At 62.2% G+C, this 18600-nt stretch carries 23 protein-coding genes, 2 tRNA genes and 1 pseudogene; 17 read left to right on the top strand and 9 right to left on the bottom strand.

Annotated features, from left to right (window positions below; translation table 11 throughout):
• Positions 1-14 precede the first annotated feature (14 nt).
• The 4 genes from P3T22_RS04645 to P3T22_RS04630 form a co-directional block, all read right to left on the bottom strand.
• The gene (locus tag P3T22_RS04645; RefSeq protein WP_429324326.1) at positions 15-836 is read right to left on the bottom strand and encodes an arginyltransferase; all 822 of its coding nucleotides are present in this window, start codon (positions 834-836) and stop codon (positions 15-17) included.
• A 104-nt stretch (positions 837-940) separates the two neighbouring features.
• Entirely contained in the window at positions 941-1678 is a 738-nt protein-coding gene (gene aat / locus P3T22_RS04640; RefSeq protein ID WP_063496370.1) for a leucyl/phenylalanyl-tRNA--protein transferase, read from the bottom strand.
• Between the two features lie 9 nt (positions 1679-1687).
• Positions 1688-2233: an NUDIX hydrolase gene (locus P3T22_RS04635; RefSeq protein ID WP_035550671.1), complete on the bottom strand. Its 546-nt coding sequence runs from the start codon at positions 2231-2233 to the stop codon at positions 1688-1690.
• Between the two features lie 356 nt (positions 2234-2589).
• Positions 2590-2666 (bottom strand) — tRNA-Met (locus P3T22_RS04630).
• 281 nt (positions 2667-2947) lie between these two features.
• On the opposite strand from P3T22_RS04630, the gene P3T22_RS04625 reads away from it, so the two are divergent.
• The gene (locus P3T22_RS04625) at positions 2948-3445 is read left to right on the top strand and encodes a heme-degrading domain-containing protein (protein ID WP_063496369.1); all 498 of its coding nucleotides are present in this window, start codon (positions 2948-2950) and stop codon (positions 3443-3445) included.
• Between the two features lie 10 nt (positions 3446-3455).
• On the top strand, positions 3456-3788 hold the full coding sequence (locus tag P3T22_RS04620; RefSeq protein WP_063496368.1) for a DMT family transporter: 333 nt from the start codon (positions 3456-3458) through the stop codon (positions 3786-3788).
• A 2-nt stretch (positions 3789-3790) separates the two neighbouring features.
• Here the strand turns inward: P3T22_RS04620 and P3T22_RS04615 are convergent, their stop codons facing one another.
• Entirely contained in the window at positions 3791-4162 is a 372-nt protein-coding gene (locus P3T22_RS04615) for a hypothetical protein (RefSeq protein WP_429324464.1), read from the bottom strand.
• A gap of 311 nt (positions 4163-4473) precedes the next feature.
• On the opposite strand from P3T22_RS04615, the gene P3T22_RS04610 reads away from it, so the two are divergent.
• Entirely contained in the window at positions 4474-4758 is a 285-nt protein-coding gene (locus tag P3T22_RS04610; protein ID WP_429324325.1) for a DUF1488 domain-containing protein, read from the top strand.
• 67 nt (positions 4759-4825) lie between these two features.
• Here P3T22_RS04610 and P3T22_RS04605 read toward each other — a convergent pair whose 3' ends face one another.
• Complete coding sequence (locus P3T22_RS04605) at positions 4826-5836, bottom strand: NAD-dependent epimerase/dehydratase family protein (protein WP_429324324.1); 1011 nt, start codon at positions 5834-5836, stop codon at positions 4826-4828.
• 198 nt (positions 5837-6034) lie between these two features.
• On the opposite strand from P3T22_RS04605, the gene P3T22_RS04600 reads away from it, so the two are divergent.
• Both P3T22_RS04600 and P3T22_RS04595 read left to right on the top strand, forming a co-directional pair.
• Positions 6035-6982: a TetR/AcrR family transcriptional regulator gene (locus P3T22_RS04600; protein ID WP_429324323.1), complete on the top strand. Its 948-nt coding sequence runs from the start codon at positions 6035-6037 to the stop codon at positions 6980-6982.
• A gap of 46 nt (positions 6983-7028) precedes the next feature.
• A complete protein-coding gene (locus tag P3T22_RS04595; protein WP_429324322.1) occupies positions 7029-8165 on the top strand; it encodes an enoyl-CoA hydratase/isomerase family protein in 1137 nt (378 codons plus the stop codon).
• A gap of 3 nt (positions 8166-8168) precedes the next feature.
• Here the strand turns inward: P3T22_RS04595 and P3T22_RS04590 are convergent, their stop codons facing one another.
• Entirely contained in the window at positions 8169-8594 is a 426-nt protein-coding gene (locus P3T22_RS04590) for a hypothetical protein (protein ID WP_063496363.1), read from the bottom strand.
• Between the two features lie 540 nt (positions 8595-9134).
• Here P3T22_RS04590 and ssuD point away from each other — a divergent pair.
• From ssuD to P3T22_RS04560, 6 genes are all read left to right on the top strand, one after another.
• Positions 9135-10295 (top strand): FMNH2-dependent alkanesulfonate monooxygenase, encoded by a 1161-nt coding sequence (ssuD, locus tag P3T22_RS04585; protein WP_429324321.1) that lies wholly within the window; start codon positions 9135-9137, stop codon positions 10293-10295.
• Positions 10296-10351: 56 nt separating this feature from the next.
• The gene (gene ssuC, locus P3T22_RS04580; RefSeq protein WP_429324320.1) at positions 10352-11260 is read left to right on the top strand and encodes an aliphatic sulfonate ABC transporter permease SsuC; all 909 of its coding nucleotides are present in this window, start codon (positions 10352-10354) and stop codon (positions 11258-11260) included.
• On the top strand, positions 11257-12312 hold the full coding sequence (locus P3T22_RS04575; protein WP_429324319.1) for an ATP-binding cassette domain-containing protein: 1056 nt from the start codon (positions 11257-11259) through the stop codon (positions 12310-12312). Before ssuC ends, P3T22_RS04575 begins: the two co-directional genes overlap by 4 nt.
• A 47-nt stretch (positions 12313-12359) precedes the next feature.
• The gene (locus tag P3T22_RS04570; RefSeq protein ID WP_429324318.1) at positions 12360-12575 is read left to right on the top strand and encodes a TOBE domain-containing protein; all 216 of its coding nucleotides are present in this window, start codon (positions 12360-12362) and stop codon (positions 12573-12575) included.
• A gap of 170 nt (positions 12576-12745) precedes the next feature.
• The gene (locus P3T22_RS04565) at positions 12746-12943 is read left to right on the top strand and encodes a hypothetical protein (protein ID WP_063496360.1); all 198 of its coding nucleotides are present in this window, start codon (positions 12746-12748) and stop codon (positions 12941-12943) included.
• A gap of 121 nt (positions 12944-13064) precedes the next feature.
• The gene (locus tag P3T22_RS04560; protein ID WP_429324317.1) at positions 13065-13307 is read left to right on the top strand and encodes a DUF6566 family protein; all 243 of its coding nucleotides are present in this window, start codon (positions 13065-13067) and stop codon (positions 13305-13307) included.
• Positions 13308-13484: 177 nt separating this feature from the next.
• Here the strand turns inward: P3T22_RS04560 and P3T22_RS04555 are convergent, their stop codons facing one another.
• Entirely contained in the window at positions 13485-13751 is a 267-nt protein-coding gene (locus P3T22_RS04555; RefSeq protein WP_063496358.1) for a hypothetical protein, read from the bottom strand.
• Positions 13752-14101: 350 nt separating this feature from the next.
• On the opposite strand from P3T22_RS04555, the gene dusA reads away from it, so the two are divergent.
• Together dusA and P3T22_RS04545 are read left to right on the top strand one after the other, a co-directional pair.
• A complete protein-coding gene (gene dusA / locus P3T22_RS04550) occupies positions 14102-15103 on the top strand; it encodes a tRNA dihydrouridine(20/20a) synthase DusA (RefSeq protein ID WP_063496357.1) in 1002 nt (333 codons plus the stop codon).
• 103 nt (positions 15104-15206) lie between these two features.
• Positions 15207-15282: transfer RNA gene (locus P3T22_RS04545), tRNA-His, on the top strand.
• 15 nt (positions 15283-15297) lie between these two features.
• Here P3T22_RS04545 and P3T22_RS04540 read toward each other — a convergent pair.
• Positions 15298-15447, bottom strand: coding sequence for a hypothetical protein (locus tag P3T22_RS04540; RefSeq protein ID WP_158515276.1), 150 nt, complete (start codon positions 15445-15447; stop codon positions 15298-15300).
• A gap of 318 nt (positions 15448-15765) precedes the next feature.
• Between P3T22_RS04540 and P3T22_RS04535 the strand changes: the two genes are divergently transcribed.
• The 4 genes and pseudogenes from P3T22_RS04535 to P3T22_RS04520 form a co-directional block, all read left to right on the top strand.
• Positions 15766-16587, top strand: a complete 822-nt coding sequence (locus tag P3T22_RS04535) for an alpha/beta fold hydrolase (protein ID WP_429324316.1) — start codon at positions 15766-15768, stop codon at positions 16585-16587.
• An 88-nt stretch (positions 16588-16675) separates the two neighbouring features.
• Positions 16676-17110: a DoxX family protein gene (locus P3T22_RS04530; RefSeq protein WP_429324315.1), complete on the top strand. Its 435-nt coding sequence runs from the start codon at positions 16676-16678 to the stop codon at positions 17108-17110.
• A gap of 291 nt (positions 17111-17401) precedes the next feature.
• Positions 17402-18286, top strand: coding sequence for a lipid A biosynthesis lauroyl acyltransferase (locus tag P3T22_RS04525; protein ID WP_063496354.1), 885 nt, complete (start codon positions 17402-17404; stop codon positions 18284-18286).
• 34 nt (positions 18287-18320) lie between these two features.
• Positions 18321-18455, top strand: a pseudogene (locus P3T22_RS04520) (LysR family transcriptional regulator); the annotation flags it as partial.
• Between the last annotated feature and the right edge of the window lie 145 nt (positions 18456-18600).

Raw genomic sequence — 18600 nt, 5'->3', positions numbered from 1 at the left:
GGCGCCCGCGGATGTCACGGCCGCAGTGGTCCGCGCCGACCCTGAATCGCCAGATCGACCGGCGGCAGATTGATGTTGGCGGGATCGAGCACTTTCCAGACGCCGTCGATCAAGCCTTCGAGCGGCCGGAAATTCGCCTTGTACGCCATCTTCGGACTCTCGCGAATCCAGTAGCCGAGGTACACGTAGGGCAGCTTGAGGTTCTTCGCCTGCTCGATCTGCCAGTAGATGTTGTAGGTGCCGAAGCTGGTGTGCGGCAGACCCGGTTCGAAAAACGTATAGACCGACGAGAGCCCGTCACCCAGGATGTCGATCATGCTGATCATGCGCAGAATTCCCGGCGCTTCCGGATAATCCGGCAGCGGCTCGCGAAATTCGACCAGCCGCGAGTTGATCCGGCTCTGCAGCAGGAACTGCTCGTATTGATCGCGGCTGTCGCGGTCCATGCCGCCGCCGGCATGCCGAGCCGACTGATAGCGCATGTAGAGCGCGTAGTGTTCTTCGTCGTAATGCAGTGGGGCGACCGTTGCGACCAGCTCGCCGTGCTTCTTCCAGACCCGGCGTTGCGTGCGGTTCGCCACGAAATGATCGACCGGCACGCGCACCGGCACACAGGCGCGGCAGCCATCGCAATACGGGCGGTAGGTGAACACACCCGAACGGCGGAAGCCGGCTTTGACGAGGTCGGTATAGACGTCGGAGTTGATCAGATGGCTGGGGGTGGCGACTTGCGAACGCGCGATGCGGCCATCCAGATAGCTGCAGGGATAGGGCGCCGTTGCATAAAATTGCAGCGCGGAAAGCGGGGAAAGAGGCAGCTCGTTGGGATGAGTCACGTTGGCAGCTCTAGAAGCGTCTCTGGTAGTGCAAACCCGGCGTGCCTTGCGGCTCGTGACCCGCGGCTCGGTAGGCGACGGATCCGGATTCGGCCTGATTCTTCCTACGCCGCCGGCGCGACGACATCGCGCAGTACGGTCTTGTCGAAGCGCCAGGGAATTGGCGCTGCATCGACAGACGCACGAACATGCGCAATGAACGCTTTGCGCGCTATCTCGCGGCCGCCCAGCGACGCCAGATGCGACGTGTTCTGCTGGCAGTCTATCATTTCTATTTCGTGACGGCGCAAGTGTGCGACAAGCGCGGCGAGCGCCATTTTCGACGCATCGGTGACCTCCGCGAACATCGATTCGCCGAAGAACATCCGGCCGAACGACACCCCGTACAAACCGCCCACGCGCTCGCCTTCGAACCAGGTTTCGATGCTGTGCGCATCGCCCACCCGGTGCAGGGACGAATACGCCTCGACCACGTCGGCGGTGATCCACGTGCCGCGCTGGCCGCGCCGCGGCGCCTGCGCACAGGCGCGCATCACGGCGGCGAAATCATGGTCGACGCGGATTTCCCAGGCGTCTTCGCGCAGCACACGCTTGAGCGTCTTGCGCAGCGACGGCGACACTTTGAACTCGGCGGGGCGCAGGATCATGCGCGGATCGGGACTCCACCACAAGACCGGCTGGCCGTCCGAGTACCACGGGAAGATGCCGCGCCGATAGGCGTCGATCAGCCGCGACGGCAGCAGGTCGCCGCTGGCGGCGAGCAGGCCGGGTGCGCCGCTTGTCGCGCCGAGCGCGCGCTCGACGGAGGGAAACGGATCGTCAGGTCCGAGCCAGGGAACCATGCGCGCCGCTCAACCTTCGCGCAGTGAGCGGAAAATATCGCCCGTATGCAGGCCGAAGCTGCCGGCGGCACGGTCGGCGAAAAAGAAACGCAAGGTCTGGCCGACGGTCGGGAAGGCGATCTCGTCCCACGGAATTTCGTGTTCCTCGAAGAGTTTCACTTCGAGGCTTTCCTCCCCGGCGGCGATGTCGAGATCGAGCAGGCGCGCCATATAGAACAGATGCACCTGATGCACGTGCGGGACGTTCAGCAGCGAGAACAGGCTTTGCACCTCGACGCGCGCGCCGGCTTCTTCCAGCGTTTCGCGCGAAGCCGCTTCGGCGGTGGTTTCGCCCATTTCCATGAAGCCTGCCGGCAGCGTCCAGTAGCCGTAGCGCGGTTCGATCGCGCGACGGCACAGCAACACCTTGTCGTCCCAGACCGGGACGGTGCCGACTACGTTGCGCGGATTCTGATAGTGCACCGTGCCGCAACTGCCGCATACGAAGCGCTCGCGGTTGTCACCCGGCGGAATGCTCAGGCTGACGCCGTGGCCGCAGACAGAACAGAATTTCATAGGAAGGGGACGAGAAAGAGTGATGGGAGTTTATCACTGGGGCGAGCTTTGCCGGGAGCGGGGCATGGCGGTGCGCGCCGGGCAGTACGGGGTGGGGAATTTCACTGGTCAGACGCCCGCCGGCGCTTGTGTCCGCTTGTGCCTGCTGCTGCCGTTGAGGAAGAATGCGGATATGTTTGGAGTCCGGATCAATGGGGCGGGCGGGAATGACGGGGTGTGCAGAACGCCTCGCAACTGCGAGGCGGAGAACGGGAAACAGAAAGGACAGAGACAGAAAACAAAAAAGGCCTGCCGGTTGGGCAAGCCTTTGATATTGTTTCGACGTTTCGAACCGCTTCAGCTATTTAAAAGCTACTTGGTTGCGGGGGTAGGATTTGAACCTACGACCTTCGGGTTATGAGCCCGACGAGCTGCCAGACTGCTCCACCCCGCGTCCGTCGAAGAAAAGATTATAGGACAAAGCGACAGCCAACGCAATAGCTATTTAAGAACCGACTTCAATACATGCCGAGGCACGCCAATGCGGAGAGGTTTCCAAAGCGGCCTCCAAAGCGGTTTCCAAAGCGCGGCGCTCTCCAAAGTCGCGGCGCGCATTGCCGGCGTCGCAAACCGGAAGGCCCTCGTAAGGCGCTGCGCTAGAATCCAGATTCTCTTCGCGCGCCGGCATGCATGTGCGACGGGCTGCGCTTCACCTCTTACCTTGCTCTGAACTCCATGGATATCGCTCACGATCTACAGGTGATTGCCGCACAGGAACACGCGCTGGTGTTCCCGCAATTCGACGCCGACCGCGCATGGCAGGTCGGTGCCTATCTGCACGAGGTCGCGAGGGCACGCGGCATCGCCGCCGCCATCGACGTGCGCACGTTCGGTCAGCCGCTGTTCTTCAGCTTGCTTGACGGTGCTACGCCGGACAACGTCGACTGGGCACGCCGCAAGGGCAACACGGTCGCGCATTTCCGGCGCAGTTCGTACGCGATCGGTTTGAAGATGCAACATGCGGGTAGCACGCTCGCCGACAAGCACGGCTTGCCGGTCACGGAATATGCGTCCCATGGCGGCGCGTTTCCATTGACGGTAGCGGGCGCCGGTGTGATCGGCTCGATCACAGTATCCGGTTTGCCGCAGCGTGCGGATCACGAACTGGTGGTGGAAGCGCTGTGTGCTCACCTCGGCCACGACTACAGCAAGCTCGCGCTTGCAAAGGCCTGAGGCGATGCGGATGCCTCCTTATGCATTACTCGCCATTGCGATCGTTGCCGAAGTCATCGCGACCTCCGCAATGCGGGCGTCGGAGGGTTTTTCGCGGCTGTTGCCCGCAACGGTCGTGGTGATCGGCTACGGCATCGCGTTCTATTGCCTGTCGCTCACGCTGAAGAGCATTCCGGTGGGCATCGTCTACGCGGTGTGGTCCGGCGCCGGCATCGTGCTGATTACGCTGGTCGCGCTCGTGCTGTACCGGCAAGTGCCTGACGTGCCGGCCATTATCGGGCTCGGGCTGATCATTGCCGGGGTCGCCGTGTTGAACATGTTCTCGAAGATGCAGGCGCACTGAGGCTACTTGCAGCGCACGATCATCGACCGGTTTTTCACGTTGGCCGAGACCACGTTAGTGACGCTGCCGCCCGCGGCGCCGCCTTCATCGTTGTCTTTCGAAACGATGTCGTAGCCGGTCGCGCCACATGCATTGCCGGCCTGCACGTAGCAGGAGGCCCAGCTGGAAGCGGCGTCGGCGCCGCTGCAGTTCACCGCGAAGCCGGTCTGGCCGTTCGGCAGATTGATCAGCGAGGTGGTGTTCGACGATGCGCAACCGGCGAGACCCGCGCCGAGCAGCAGGGCGGCGGGCAGGGACGCCCTGCGGACTAGCGCAAGCGCGGCGCTGCTGGGTCGGAAGCGGCTGGAGCGGCGCAGTTGCGTCATGAAATGCATCGTAATGTTTCCTTTCATCGGGGTGCAGCAGAGAAGATTTTCCCATATTGCGCTCGCTGAACCCGAAATGGCGTCACTGCACCGGCACAGACCGTGCCGCTGGACCGGTTCGACAGAGGCAGGCGGCACGGCGCAAGCCGGCGTATCGATTCGCACGCAGAACTCATCTGCCCGGGTGGCGCGGCATCGGGCAGGAGGGCGAAGGAGGCTGGACCGCGGTCCAGCCGCGCGAGTACCATAACGGGCATGTCCGGGGGCGGCCGGTTCTCACTGGTGTGCTTTTCCTGCCGGATACTTCTGATGAGGCGACCATGGAAATTCGGTTTCCCGCGGATGCGCCTGCTTACCGCGACTCAAATCTGACGGTGGTGTTTCCCGCGCTCGTGGACGGCGAACCGGTGCCGTGCGCGATTTCGGTCGAGGCGCTCGAGGATCACTTCGGCGCGTACTCAGAGGATCTCGAAGGCTGGATGCGCGCGTTCGACGCCGGGCGTCCGCACATCGAGGCCGTTGCGCGCGAGCATTTGCAGATCAGCAACGGCACGCCCGTGCTGCTCAAGAGCGGCCATTTCCCACCAGGCAACGTTGCGGGCTGATCCGGCTCTTTCGCTGATACGTGGGTGGCGCGCTGCCAATACTCTCGCTTGCGAAAGCCGTCCACAGTCAGGCTGTTTTTGCGGCGCTCCGGTGCGTGTTTGCATTCGCCGATGCTGCCTCGCGCGCTGCGTCGAAAGCATGGCGGATACCGTCCTCGTACGAGGTTTTTGCGATCGGGCCGATCAGCTTCGTCAATGCGGAGTCGTCAAGCACAACCGGCTCGGTCATCAGGTAATTCATCTCCACCAGTTCCCGCATCAGCGGATTGAAAAGGCCGAGCATGCGCAGCAGGGTCTTGCCGGCCACCATCAGCTTCGGCCCGCGGCCCGCCAGCGCATAGGCCTGTCTCGCCACTTCGCGCTGCGTGATCGTGCCCGTGCCGGCCAGGTGCCACCACCGGCCGTATGCGTCGGGTGTGCGCGTGAGTTTCTCGACCACCGGTCCGATATCCGGCAGGTAGATGAATTCGTGCGGCACATCCACCGGCCCGATCACCTGCGCGCGTTTGCCGTGCGCCGCGCCCTCGAACACGCCATTCAGCAGACTGCGTTCGATGCCGGGGCCGTAGAAATCCGGCAGGCGCAGCACCAGCGTCGACAGGCGGGTCGATCCGCTGGCTTGCCCGTGTGCCGCCAGCACCAGTTTTTCCTGCGCGAGCCGCATCTTGCCCTTGAACGTATGGGGCTCGCGCGGATGATTTTCGCTAATCGGATTGCCGCGTGCGCGGCCGTACGGATACACGGTGCCGATCAGAATGAAGCGCTCGACGCCCGCCGCCGTTACCCCGGCGAGGGTTCTTTCCATGAGCGGCGGATGCGCGGCGAACTGATCGTAGGGCACGCCCACCAGATAGATCACGGTTTGCAAACCGGCTGCCGCAGCGCTGATCGAAGCCGGATCGTCTGGATTCCACATGACGATTTCCGCATGCGGGTCGTGGCCGAAAGCCGCCTCGAGCGGCGCGCGCGAGCGGCCGACCACCCGGTAATCCCGGCCCGCCGCGCCGAGAGCCGCCGCAATACTTTGCCCTGCCGCGCCCGCGGCACCGAATAAACCCACTTTTCCTGTGGCTTGCATGACGACTCCTGAAGACGGCGCCGTATCGCGCCTGGGGGATGTTGGCCGATCGATGTGTTGATTGATGTGTTGATCGATGTGTTGATCGATGTGTTGATTGATCTGTTGGTTGATCAATGAGAATTTAGTGAACACCGTTCAGTGAACAGTGTTCAGTTTAATTTGACTTTTCAGTTTGTCAACCCGAAAATGTCCGTCATGGGAATCGTCGAACGAAAAAGCCGTCAGAAACAGGCGCTGCGCGAGCGCATCCTCGACGCAGCGCGGCGCATCGTGATGCGCGAAGGCTTTGCCTCGCTATCAATGCGCAAGATTGCCGACGCCATCGAGTATTCGCCCGCCACGCTGTACCTTCACTTCGCGAGCCGCGATGAGATCGCCCAGGCACTGTGCGCGGAAGGCTATGCGCAATTGCTGGAGACGTTCGTGCCGCTTGCGCAGATCGCCGATCCGGCTGAGCGCTTGAGGGCGCTCGGGCGGGCTTATGTGGCGTTCGGTGTCGCGCATCCGGAAACCTACCGGCTGATCTTCATGGAAGACCCGAGCTACACGGGCGCGGCGCTGGGCGGCGTGGCGGCTGCGTCGAGGGCGGCTGTGTCAGGGGCTGCGGTCATGGATGCAGATGCAGATGCAGATGCGGGTGCAGATGCAGGTGCAGGTGCGGTGGGCGAAGCATCGGAGATCACGGCGGCAAAAACACCGGCCGCGGGTCCCCCCGTGTCAGAAAAGGCGAGCCTCGCGCCGGCGAAACCGGACGAAGACTCCGGCGAAGCCGCGTTGCACATCATGCTCTGCGCGCTCGAAGAGTTGAAAGCGGCGGGGCGCTTGTCCGCATCGATGGACGTGACCGTTTGGGCGGAGGCGTTCTGGGCGACTCTGCACGGCATCGTCGCGCTCAACCTCACGTGTCCCGTGTTTCCGAGCGCGCCGCTGGATACGGTGGTGGGTGTCGCGCTCGATGCCTGGCTGGGTACGCAAAACGCCGGGCAGCCGCGAGGCGTCACGAGCGCTTCCCGGGCGCGGAAAAAAAAGTCTGCTGAAACGTCGGTTGAACCGCGTGTCGAGCCGGGCACCAAACCGGCTATCGGAGCGGAAACCAACGCGGACACCAAACCCGCGGCCAAGCCCAAAGCCGCGAGTGCGTGATAACGTTCAGTTCCGTTTCATTTCGCGCCATCGCGCTTAGCTCTCCATGTCCATTTCCACCTCGCCCGCCGTCAGCGACGAAGTCGCGACTTACATAGCCAACCGCATCGGTTTCATCGAACTGGAAAGGCCGAAGGCGCTCAACGCGCTGTCGACCGGCATGATTCGCGCGATGCATGCGGCGCTCGACCAGTGGCGCGAAAATCCCGACGTGCTCGCCGTGGTGGTGCGCAGCGCGCATCCGCGTGCGTTCTGCGCGGGCGGCGATATCCGCTTTCTGTATGAGTCCGCGCAGCGCGGCGAGGATGATGCGCGCGATACGTTTTTCACCGAGGAATACCGGCTCAATCACGCGATCTTCACCTACCCGAAGCCGTACATCGCGTTGATGAACGGCGTCGTGATGGGCGGCGGCATGGGGATTTCGCAGGGCGCGCATCGCACCGGCGGCCTGCGTGTGGCGACTCACTCGACGAAGATGGCGATGCCCGAAACCCGCATCGGACTCTTTCCCGATGTCGGTGCGGGCTGGTTTCTGGCGCGCACACCCGGCGCGCTCGGCCGCTATCTGGCGGTCACCGGCGAAACGATCGGCGCAGCCGATGCGCTCTACGCAGGCCTCGCCGACGCCTATATCGACGACGCGGCATTGCCCGCGCTAGTCGATACGCTGCGCACTGAACGGTTCGAACGTGGCGCAGACGTGGTGGCGTGCGTCGAGCGCGAGACGGCCGCGCATCAGGTCGTGCCGGCACCCGATGCTTCGTTGCTCGCGAACACACGTGCGTTGATCGACCGGCATTTCGCGTTGCCCGACATGGCGCAGATTCTCGCTTCGCTGGAACAGGAACGTGAGCTTGGCGGCGAGACCGCCGATTGGGCAGAGCAGACGATTGCCGTGTTGCGCGAACGTTCGCCCTTGTCGATGGCCGTGTCGCTGGAAGTGGTGACGCGCGCCGAGGGCTCGATGGCGGATGTGTTGCGCTGCGATCTCGATCTGACGCGCACGAGCTTCGCGCAAGGCGACACGGTCGAAGGGATTCGCGCGCGCATCATCGACAAGGACAACGCGCCGCGCTGGCGTTTTGCGCGCATTGAAGACGTGAGCGCCGCCGATGTGGCGAAGATGTTCGAAAGCCCGTGGCCGGCCAACGAACACCCGTTGCGCGATCTGCGGGCTTGACGCTCAGTCCTCGTCTTCGCTCGCCATGAATGCGCGCATGAACACCAGCGCGCCCCAGCCCCACATCGCGTTCGCCGCGAAACCCAGCGCGAGGCGCGGCAGCATGTTGCCGCTTGGCCAGATGCCGCGCAGTGGATCGACCACGAACACGCTTGCCGCCGTCAACGCAATGCCGCCGAATACAAAGGCGGGCACCCACGGCGCGCGCCGCCCAGGCGCCACGCGCAACAGCCACGCCATCAGCACCGCCCAGCACGCGCTCCAGATTGCGTTCGCAATGAACTCGGGCAGCCCGAGCGGCAAAAACGGCGCGGTCGAAAAACCGGTTGGGTCGATCAAACCGGCTGCGTGCAGCAGCGCCAGAGTCGATTCATGAAAGAACAGGGAAGCCAGAAAACCGGCGACGAACGGCAGGATGAGTTTTTGCATGCATTGCACCGCGAGAGCTCAGGCGGCGCGGTTCGCGCGGCCTGCACCGGATTATTGGAAACGTGGCGCCATTATATATAGGGGCCACCCGCTTCCAGCGTGGGTAAGGTGCAACACCGCGCAACATCCGTATGCTTCAGCGTCGGGCTAATCACGAAAGTGGAAAACCTAAGCTAAAAAAAATCGTTCAAAAGCCGGGCCCCGGTCCATAGACTGCTTCTCCATACAGACGGTGTTTGCCGCCGTCGCCTGTTTAATCGAGCGCATCACGCGCACGTTTGGTCGAGGGAAGCCGTCGCGATGTCCTGCCTGATGCCGATCTTCAACTGCTCCATGGCGCACACGCATATGTGGATGCGCTGTCGGAGCTAATCCGCGCCTCACCGCAGTATTTCCATAATTTTGCGCTTGCATCTCCGGCTGTGTGCCGGATGGATGCGCGCGGCCAGCGGTGCGCGGCCGGCGTGTGCGCTTTCACTCGACGCACCATCGTTGCACACGTCCCCATTCAATCCGGTTTCGAACAAGCAGGAGCAGCAAATGAATGTGTTCTGGTTCATTCCGACTCACGGCGACAGCCGCTATCTCGGCACGTCCCAAGGCGCACGCGCAGCGGACTACGACTACTTCCGGCAAATCGCCGTCGCCGCCGATACGCTCGGTTACGAGGGCGTGCTGCTGCCGACCGGCCGTTCGTGCGAAGACGCATGGGTCGTCGCGTCGAGCCTGATTGGCGCGACCAAACGTCTGAAGTTTCTGGTGGCGATCCGTCCGGGCATTTCGTCGCCGGGCCTGGCGGCGCGCATGGCGGCGACCTTCGACCGGCTGTCGAATGGACGTCTGCTGATCAACGTCGTGACCGGTGGCAGTCCGGCTGAACTCGAAGGCGACGGCGTGTTCGTCGATCACGACATACGCTATGAAATCACCGACGAATTCCTGCAGATCTGGCGCAAGCTGCTGAGCGCCGCGCATACCAACGACGCGATCGACTTCAGCGGCAAGCATCTGACCTCGAAGGGCGGCAAGGCGCTGTATCCGCCGGTGCAGAACCCGCATCCGCCGTTGTGGTTCGGCGGTTCGTCGGCGGCTGCGCACGACATCGCGGCCGATCATATCGACACGTATCTGACGTGGGGCGAGCCGCCCGCGGCCGTTGCGAAGAAGATCGCCGACATTCGCGCCCGTGCTGAAGCGCGTGGCCGCAAGATCAAGTTCGGCATTCGCCTGCACGTCATCGTGCGCGAGACTGAAGAAGAAGCATGGGCCGCCGCGGACAAGCTGATCAGCAAGCTCGACGACGAAACCATTGCCCGTGCGCAGGCTTCGTTCTCGAAGATGGATTCCGAGGGACAGCGCCGCATGGCCGCGTTGCACGGCGGCAAGCGTGGCAGCCGCGCGGAACTCGAGGTGTATCCGCATCTGTGGGCGGGCGTGGGTCTCGTGCGCGGTGGCGCGGGGACGGCGCTGGTCGGCAATCCCGAGCAGGTGGCGGCGCTGATGAACGAATACGCGGCGCTCGGCATCGAGACGTTCATCCTGTCCGGCTATCCGAATCTCGAAGAATCGTATCGCTTCGCCGAACTGGTGTTTCCACTGCTGCCGGGCCGTCGAATGAAGACCTCCGGCGGTCCGCTGTCGGGTCCGTTCGGCGAGATCGTCGGCAACGACTATTTGCCGAAGGCGACGAGTTCGAGTTGAGCGCTTTTGCGCGGTTCGCTCACTACGCCCAACAGTTAAGCAATGAGGAAATCGTCATGGCTCAAGCCACTGCGAGTGCGGAACGAGGTCCGAACGAAGGCACGCGTGCGGACGCCAATGCGGACTTGCATGCCGACGTGAAGGCAGGTGCGCGTTCAGGCGCTAGTCTTGCCGCGAGTTTCACCGTATCACGCCGCATCGGCGCGCATCTGGCGCCGTGGCTCGTGCCGCTGGCGATTCTGCTGGCGTGGGAGTTCGCGGCACGTAACGGCATTCTCTCGGCGCGCGTGCTGCCCGAACCGCTCGCGGTCGTGAAGGCCGCATGGTCGCTGATCCAGTCCGGCGAAATGTGGGCGGACGTGAAGGTCAGCACGTGGCGCGCGGTATCGGGCTTTGCGATCGGCGGTGGCATCGGATTCGTGCTCGGCCTTGCGACGGGTCTCTTCAAATTCGCCGAAATCGCGCTCGACTCGACCGTGCAGATGATCCGCAACATTCCCGCGTTGGCGATGATCCCGCTCGTGATCCTGTGGTTCGGTATCGAGGAGGAGGCGAGGGTGTTTCTCGTCGCGCTGGGCGTGTTTTTTCCGATCTACGCGAACACGTTCCACGGCATCCGCTCGGTCGATGCCAATCTGATTGAAATGGCGCGGAGTTACGGCGTGAAGGGTTTCGCCCTTTACCGCCACGTGATCCTGCCGGGTGCGTTGCCGTCGATTCTGGTCGGCGTGCGTTTCGCGTTCGGGCTGATGTGGGTCACGCTGATCGTTGCTGAAACCATCTCCGCGCAGTCTGGCATCGGCTACATGACGATGAACGCGCGCGAATTCCTGCAAACCGATGTGGTGGTGGTCGGCATCCTGCTCTACGCGGCGCTCGGCAAACTCGCCGACTTGCTGGCCAAGCGTCTCGAGCGCGTGTCGCTGCGTTGGCATCCGGCGTATCAACGGGGAGCGAAAGCATGAGCGCAAAGACATTGTCGGCGTCGTTCGGCGGCATCGCCGGCAGCGATCTCGAAGCCGAACTGGCGCAACCGCGCACCGTCGATCACGACGCCGATGAGGCGGCTGGCTTCGACCGTGCGGATCAGGCGCACGATTACCATCGCGTGGGCAGCGTGGGCAGCGTGGGCGTCGTGAGTGGAGTGAGTGGAGTGAGTGGAGTGAGCGGCGTGCCCTCGGCGGCGGGGGCATCGGCGCGCAACGACGCGCGCCGGTCCGCCGATCATGCGGTCGAGTTGCGCGGTGTCGGTAAGCAGTACTGCGAGCGCAAGGTGTTGTCCGATTTTGATGTGTCGATCGAGCGCGGCAGCTTCGTGGCCATTGTCGGCCGCAGCGGCTGCGGGAAATCGACCTTGCTGCGGCTGGTCGCCGGCCTGGAAAAGACCACGTCGGGCGTGCTCGAAAAGCGCGCCGAAGACGGTCGGCCGCTCGACACTCGCATCATGTTTCAGGACGCGCGGCTCCTGCCCTGGAAGAGCGTGCTGCAAAACGTGATGCTCGGCCTCGGCCGCAGCGCGCGTGAAGATGCGCGCGCCGTGCTCGCCGAAGTCGGCTTGCTGGAGCGCGCCAACGACTGGCCCGCACAGCTCTCCGGCGGCCAGCGTCAGCGTGTGGCGCTGGCGCGTGCGCTGGTGCATCGGCCGCAATTGCTGCTGCTGGACGAACCGCTCGGCGCGCTCGACGCGTTGACGCGCATCGAAATGCACGCGCTGATCGAACGCCTGTGGCGCGAACATCGATTTACCGCGCTGCTGGTGACGCACGACGTGCATGAAGCCGTCGCGTTAGGCGAGCGGATTCTGCTGATCGAAGAAGGGCGCATCGCGCTCGATCAGCCGGTGCCGCTTGCACGCCCCCGGGCGCGTGCATCGGCCGGTTTTGCCGCGCTGGAAGAACATGTGTTGCAACGCGTACTGAAGACGGCGCCGAACGACGGCGCGCGGTCCTTTCGCGCTTACGACGCACGTAACGAGGGGCGCCTCAGGCGGCCGACAGACGTCCGCTGGGCCGTCTGACATCCCTTGACCGACTTTTTTCAACCGCTTTTCTGGAGCCACTCGATATGGGCATTTCCGCAATCAACGTACGCAATCAGTTCAAGGGCAAGATCAAGGAAATCATCCGTGGGCCGGTGGTATCCGAGGTCGACGTGGACACGCCGTTCGGCATTGTCACCTCGGTGATCACCACGCGCTCGGTCGACGAACTCGACTTGAAGGTCGGCTCGGAGGTAGTCGCCCTGGTGAAGTCGACGGAGGTGTCGATCGCGCGTCTGTAAGCCCCCGCTGTGCCGTTCGCACCGCCACGCGTGCCGACGCTATTTCGCGTTGGCACGCGTGGCGGCGCCGGCGGGCATCCAGACGGTGCACAATGCCCATGCGTCGACGCGTCCCTGCGTGCTGCCGCGAAACTTGCTACGATAAATTCAGCATCACGACGGAGACGGCCATGTCGAAGTCATTAAGTCCGGAAGCGGTTGAAGCACTGCGGCGCCTGAACGAAGTCGGCGTCGGACAGCCCATGCCGAAGTTTGCGCAATCCGTCACGGCGGAGTTGCTGGCGAACGGGCTGGCCGCCGAAGCGAGCGGCGGCGACGTCGAAATCACCTGTAACGGCCGGCAGTACCTGTCTGGCGATTGCGACTGATCGTCGGACGAGGGCCGGCCGATGCATGCTCCGAGCCGCGACGACGGCCCGGCGGAGAGGCATGGCCGCGGAATTTCACCACGGGTACCGAAGCCATCAGGGAAGCCATAGGGAGGCGATCATGGAGCCGAAAGGCCTCGACATGGGCGACTACCAGGAGCGCTATCAGGACTACGACATCGAAGTCGCGGTCGAACAGGTGCTCACCGGCGTCAAAGCGCACTTCAGGGTGTTGCGCAACGAGGCGGTGGTGGTCGACTGGCGCCTCGTGCACATCGACACCCTATGGTCTACCGAGCATGCCGCTGCTCAGGCAGGCTTCAGGGTGGCGCGCGAAACGATCGATGCCGGCCTCGCCGTCTAGCCACAAGCACGCGAGCCGGCAAGCGCATTCAATTAAGGCTACGCGGGGCTTGATGCTGCGGGCGCCGCCGCGATGTAATGGGACTGAAAATGGAACTGGGCGCCGGCATGCGTTGCTGCATGCGCGGCGCCCAGTTCGGCTGCCGTCTTGTGAACGGCAGCCTGCAACGGCGACAGATTAGTGGCCGAAGAAAACCGATTGCGGGCCCGAAACCGGCTCACGCGTACCCGATTGCGTCGACACGTTCTTCGTGCCGCCGAACGAATTGGATTCAGTGTTAGCGCGCTCGGCCGCGACAGTTTGCGCGTTCTGGCCTTGTTGCGAAGCCGGTGCGCCGACCGACGGACTATAGTAGGGTGCCGGGCCGTAGCCGCTAGCGAATGCGGGAGCAGCGATCGAGGCAGAAACAGCAACCAGCAGGGCGGCGATAAGCTTGGTCTTCATGGTGTGACTCCGATAACGTTTCGATTTCATTTCAGGAAGGCGTCGCAGGGGCCGATGGGATGTATCTGCAACGTCGATGGAGTGCAGTGTATACACCTACTATCAAAAATTTGTACCGATAATTTGAATTTACTGTTCTGGCTGCCGCAATAATCGCTCAGAGGGTTATGCGACAGGCGTCAGCGGCGGTCTGACCCTGTTGGCCAAGCGTTTTCGCCGCTCAAAGACCCGCTTGGCAGGGCGGTTTATCGGCGCGGTTGTGGGGAATATCTGGCCCGTCTTCGGCGTTTCAGGGGCATTTCGCCACTTGCGGTAAAATTGCGGTTTGATTCAAGCCGTCTGGCCGCCCCATGTCTTCAGCTCAAACTCCCAGTCCGCGCCGCATTTCTGTCGCTCCGATGATGGACTGGACCGATCGCCACTGCCGCTCGCTGCATCGCGTGATATCGCGCCATACGTGGCTCTACACCGAAATGGTCACCACCGGCGCGCTGCTGCACGGCGACGTGCCGCGCCATCTGGCGTTTACGCCCGAAGAAGCGCCGGTTGCCTTGCAACTCGGCGGCAGCGAGCCTGACGATCTCGCGCGTGCGGCGAGGCTCGGTGAGCAATGGGGCTATGACGAGATCAATCTGAACTGCGGCTGCCCGTCTGAGCGCGTGCAGCGTGGTGCGTTCGGCGCTTGCCTGATGAACGAGCCGCAACTCGTCGCCGATTGCGTGAAGGCAATGCGCGATGCCGTGTCGGTACCGGTAACAGTCAAGCACCGGATCGGCGTCGATGCGGTCGAGGAATATGGCTTTGTGCGCGACTTCGTCGGCACGATCGCGAACGCCGGCTGCAGTGTGTTCGTGGTGCACGCGCGCAATGCGATTCTCAAGGGCTTGAGCCCGAAAGAGAACCGCGAGATTCCGCCGCTCAAATACGACTACGCGTATCAGTTGAAGCGTGACTTCCCGCATCTGGAGATCATCATCAATGGCGGCATCAAGACGCTTGATGAGGTGGAGGCGCATCTTCAGCACGTCGATGGCGTGATGCTCGGGCGCGAGGCCTATCACAACCCTTATGTGCTGGCCGATGTCGATGCACGCTTCTACGGCTCGACGGATGCGCCGCTCACGCGCGAGCAGGTCGAGGCGAAGCTGATCGAATATTGCGCGGCTGAAATGGCGCGCGGCACGTACCTTGGTGCGATCACGCGTCATGCGCTCGGCCTCTACCGCGGTGAGGCAGGCGCACGTGGATGGCGTCGCGTGTTGTCCGATAGCAAGCGCCTGGCGGCGCGCGATCTGAGCATCTTCGACGAGGCAAGACAGCATCTGCGTGAGCCCGTCGAAATTTTTGAATAAAGGACTAGGCAAACGGAATTCTTGTTCGTATAATCTCGTTTCTTCATCGGCGAGCCAAGTTTCTCAGCAATGAGCTGCTTAGCAAGTCAAGCAGATGTCAGTGGTGGCTGTAGCTCAGTTGGTAGAGTCCAGGATTGTGATTCCTGTTGTCGTGGGTTCGAGCCCCATCAGCCACCCCAAAGAATTCAGTAGATTCAAAACGTTGTAGCTGAAGAGCCGTTCCAGAATGCAAAATTCGGAACGGCTTTTTTGTTTTTGGAATCTACGTCGCCATTTTTGCGGCCTTCATCTTGCGTCAGTCGCATCGACGGCAAATCACGCTCGGATTTGCGTGCGCCGCGCATTCATCTGCATCTTCCTGCCTTCCCACTCCCTCGAAATCGTCGGATCGAATTTCCCGACGTAGTAGGCGATCGCTTCCCGCCACACCCGGCGCCAACCGCGTAAGGCATGCGGTATGCGGGGTTACGTTTAAGAACATTTAAGACTGCCGTCAGGACTTTTAGCGCTTCATCCCCCTAATCTGCTGACCAGTCGTGATGCCGCGTCGGTCCGAAGCCGGCGCGCTTGCGGCGGCGGTCGTCCCTGCTGTTTCCAATGCCGCAAGCACTGCAGCGGGCAGCAAAACCGGCAATCATCTTGCACATCCAGGAGCACGAGCCATGAACTTCGTTACTACCAGGGATGGCGCACAGATTTTCTACAGGGATTGGGGCTCGGGCCACCCAATTGTGTTCTCCCATGGCTGGCCGCTCGATGCCGATGCCTGGGACGCGCAAATGCTGTTTCTGGTGCAGAAAGGTTATCGCGTGATCGCTCACGATCGCCGGGGCCACGGCCGTTCGAGCCAAACCGCGCACGGTAACGACATGGACACCTACGCGGACGATCTGGCTGCCGTCATCGAGGCGCTCGATCTCAAGGGCGCAACCCTCGTCGGCCATTCAACGGGTGGTGGAGAAATCGTGCACTACGTGGGCCGCCATGGAACAAAACGTGTCGCCAAAATGGTCCTTATCGGTGCGGTGCCGCCGATCATGCTGAAGACCGAGGCCAATCCGACAGGGCTGCCCATGTCGGTCTTCGACGATATTCGGACCAATACCGCAAACAATCGGTCGCAGTTTTTCAAGGACCTCGCGGTGCCTTTCTACGGCTATAACCGGCCCAATGCAAAAGTCCAGCAAGGCGTGATCGACGAATTCTGGCGCGAAGGGATGATGGGCTCGGTGCTCGGTCAGTACGAGTGCATCAAGCAATTCTCCGAGGTCGACTACACGCCAGATCTCAAGAAGATCGATGTGCCGACGCTGATCCTGCATGGCGACGACGATCAGATCGTGCCGTTGGACGACGCCGGGCGTAAGTCCGCGCAAATCGTCAGGAACGCCACGCTCAAGGTCTACCCCGGCGCACCTCACGGCATGTGCACGACGGAAGCGGATCGCGTCAATGCCGATCTTCTTGCATTCATCGAGTCGTGAGCTTGAGGCGCAGCGAAGCCGATAAAGGCCAGGAAGATCGATGCTGCCGGCGTTGTGACCCGGCAGCCTTGCTATAAAGGAAGCCTTGATGAACCGCCTCGATTCCGAACTGGCGCCGGTACCGGCGCGCACGGCCGACGCCGCGCTGCTTTTCCTGCGTGTCGCGGCCAGCGTGCTGGTGCTGATCGTGCACGGCCTGCCGAAGGCCATGCACTACACGAGTCAACTGGCGGCGATCGAAGACCCGCTGCATCTCGGCAAGACGTTGACGCTCAGCTTTGCGATCTTCGCTGAGGTGCTGTGCCCCGTGCTGATGATTGCGGGCATCGCGACCCGGCTTGCCGCGTTGCCGATCATCGTGATCTCGCTGATGGCGCTCACGCTGGTGCATCCCGAGTGGACGCTCGATCAGGCGCAGTTCGCGTGGATGCTGCTGATCCTGTTCGGCACGATCGTGATCGGCGGTGCGGGACGCTACCGTGTTACATGGTTTTCGCGAACGCCGGCGAACCGACGCACATGAGCCGCGTCTAGAACGATTCAGGTTCACTTCACAAAGGGACGCGGATGCCGCAGCGCGGTTCACGGCCGCGCTGGCGTCGGCACGCCGCCGTCTTAAGAAAAGTTAGTCCTGCAACGCCATTCGCAAGGTCGGCAAGAAGTCGAAGGCATGGTATCGGCCGACATACTATTTTGCGAAGTGGCTACTCTTTTGTGGGATATTAGCGGGATTGTTTTCCCTGCGTTGAAAGCAGGGTTGGGCGCAGGTTTTGGCGCCTCGCTTCGTTAACAGTTTTCACAGAGAAACGATCTCATGCTTACGCGTCTGAGTACCCACCTCGCTATCGGGTTTTTGAAGTTCCTGGCAATCCTCCCGTACGGCCTTGTTGCCCGCTTTGGCGACGGCCTCGGTTGGCTCCTGTACCAGATTCCGAGCAGGCGCAAGCGGGTGGTCCACATCAATTTGCGTCTGTGCTTTCCGCAATGGGATGCAGCCCGCCGTAATGAAGTGGCGGGGCAGCATTTCCGCCATGTTATTCGCAGCTACGTCGAACGGAGCGTTCAATGGTTCGGGTCGGCGGCGAAGCTCGAAAAGCTGGTGCAGATCGAGAGCGAGATCGATCTCCTTGATCCCGATATGCCGCCGACGCTATTGTTGGGCGCGCATTTTGTCGGTATCGAGGCGGGTTCGATTTTTATCAACTACGCGTTGCAGCGGCAATGTGGCGCGCTGTATCAGCCGATCTCGAATCCGCTGCTGGATAAGGTCGCCATTGAAGCGCGCGGACGCTTCGGTTCGCACATGGCAAGCCGTGCCGACAGCGCTCGGATCGTGTTGCGCTGGCTGCGCGATCGCAAGCCCGTGATGCTCGGTGCGGACATGGACTACGGAAAGCGTAACTCCATGTTCGTGTCGTTTTTTGGCGTGCCGGCATGCACACTCACGGCAACCGGTCGTCTTGCCAGGACGGGTAATGCGCAAGTGGTGCCGTTTATCGGCGAGGTGCTGCCGGGCTACAAAGGGTATCGCCTCAAGGTTTTCAAGCCATGGGAAAACTATCCGAGCGGCGACGACTATGCCGACGCGCGCCGGATGAATGAGTGGCTCGAAGCAGAAATTCCGCACATTCCAGAGCAGTACTACTGGGTGCACAAGCGCTTCAAGACCCGGCCGGAAGGCGAGAAGGGCTTCTACTAACGGCTTCAGCCAACCCGGCTAGCAACTCACCTGCAACTTCGATGCGAGCCCTCGTCAAGGCGACGCAGTCGTCTACGCCGCCTATCTGCCCAATCGCCGTCACTCCGGCAAAGTGCGCTCGCTCGTTCAGTTTCTCGAAGCACGGCTTCACACCTCATCCGAAGGCTGAACGGCGGCGCGCCCACGCCGGCTGATTGAAGTGTACGAATGCAGCGCACATAAAGTCCTGCAGAAAATGTGAAATGTTCTGAGCCGGCCATATGGATCGCGTCGCGATCAGTCGCGACTGTCCGGCCGTCATTTTGTTTAAGAAC

Origin of the sequence: Paraburkholderia sp. GAS348 (assembly GCF_050434205.1) — a bacterium.
Classification (GTDB): Bacteria; Pseudomonadota; Gammaproteobacteria; order Burkholderiales; family Burkholderiaceae; genus Paraburkholderia.
The sequence above is the reverse complement of the archived record's forward strand: the minus strand, read 5'-3'. Positions and strand labels throughout refer to the sequence as shown.

Excerpts from the sequence above, each read along its gene's own strand:
- P3T22_RS04600 (WP_429324323.1), top strand. The coding sequence starts at position 6,035 with ATGGGAATCGTCGAACGAAAAAGCCGTCAGAAACAGGCGCTGCGCGAG.
- ssuC (WP_429324320.1), top strand. The coding sequence starts at position 10,352 with ATGGCTCAAGCCACTGCGAGTGCGGAACGAGGTCCGAACGAAGGCACG.
- aat (WP_063496370.1), bottom strand. The coding sequence starts at position 1,678 with ATGGTTCCCTGGCTCGGACCTGACGATCCGTTTCCCTCCGTCGAGCGC.
- P3T22_RS04590 (WP_063496363.1), bottom strand. The coding sequence starts at position 8,594 with ATGCAAAAACTCATCCTGCCGTTCGTCGCCGGTTTTCTGGCTTCCCTG.
- P3T22_RS04535 (WP_429324316.1), top strand. The coding sequence starts at position 15,766 with ATGAACTTCGTTACTACCAGGGATGGCGCACAGATTTTCTACAGGGAT.
- dusA (WP_063496357.1), top strand. The coding sequence starts at position 14,102 with ATGTCTTCAGCTCAAACTCCCAGTCCGCGCCGCATTTCTGTCGCTCCG.
- P3T22_RS04525 (WP_063496354.1), top strand. The coding sequence starts at position 17,402 with ATGCTTACGCGTCTGAGTACCCACCTCGCTATCGGGTTTTTGAAGTTC.
- P3T22_RS04565 (WP_063496360.1), top strand. The coding sequence starts at position 12,746 with ATGTCGAAGTCATTAAGTCCGGAAGCGGTTGAAGCACTGCGGCGCCTG.
- P3T22_RS04555 (WP_063496358.1), bottom strand. The coding sequence starts at position 13,751 with ATGAAGACCAAGCTTATCGCCGCCCTGCTGGTTGCTGTTTCTGCCTCG.
- P3T22_RS04625 (WP_063496369.1), top strand. The coding sequence starts at position 2,948 with ATGGATATCGCTCACGATCTACAGGTGATTGCCGCACAGGAACACGCG.
- P3T22_RS04530 (WP_429324315.1), top strand. The coding sequence starts at position 16,676 with ATGAACCGCCTCGATTCCGAACTGGCGCCGGTACCGGCGCGCACGGCC.
- P3T22_RS04620 (WP_063496368.1), top strand. The coding sequence starts at position 3,456 with ATGCCTCCTTATGCATTACTCGCCATTGCGATCGTTGCCGAAGTCATC.
- P3T22_RS04605 (WP_429324324.1), bottom strand. The coding sequence starts at position 5,836 with ATGCAAGCCACAGGAAAAGTGGGTTTATTCGGTGCCGCGGGCGCGGCA.
- P3T22_RS04610 (WP_429324325.1), top strand. The coding sequence starts at position 4,474 with ATGGAAATTCGGTTTCCCGCGGATGCGCCTGCTTACCGCGACTCAAAT.
- P3T22_RS04560 (WP_429324317.1), top strand. The coding sequence starts at position 13,065 with ATGGAGCCGAAAGGCCTCGACATGGGCGACTACCAGGAGCGCTATCAG.
- P3T22_RS04575 (WP_429324319.1), top strand. The coding sequence starts at position 11,257 with ATGAGCGCAAAGACATTGTCGGCGTCGTTCGGCGGCATCGCCGGCAGC.
- P3T22_RS04595 (WP_429324322.1), top strand. The coding sequence starts at position 7,029 with ATGTCCATTTCCACCTCGCCCGCCGTCAGCGACGAAGTCGCGACTTAC.
- P3T22_RS04570 (WP_429324318.1), top strand. The coding sequence starts at position 12,360 with ATGGGCATTTCCGCAATCAACGTACGCAATCAGTTCAAGGGCAAGATC.
- P3T22_RS04635 (WP_035550671.1), bottom strand. The coding sequence starts at position 2,233 with ATGAAATTCTGTTCTGTCTGCGGCCACGGCGTCAGCCTGAGCATTCCG.
- P3T22_RS04615 (WP_429324464.1), bottom strand. The coding sequence starts at position 4,162 with ATGCATTTCATGACGCAACTGCGCCGCTCCAGCCGCTTCCGACCCAGC.
- ssuD (WP_429324321.1), top strand. The coding sequence starts at position 9,135 with ATGAATGTGTTCTGGTTCATTCCGACTCACGGCGACAGCCGCTATCTC.
- P3T22_RS04540 (WP_158515276.1), bottom strand. The coding sequence starts at position 15,447 with ATGCGCGGCGCACGCAAATCCGAGCGTGATTTGCCGTCGATGCGACTG.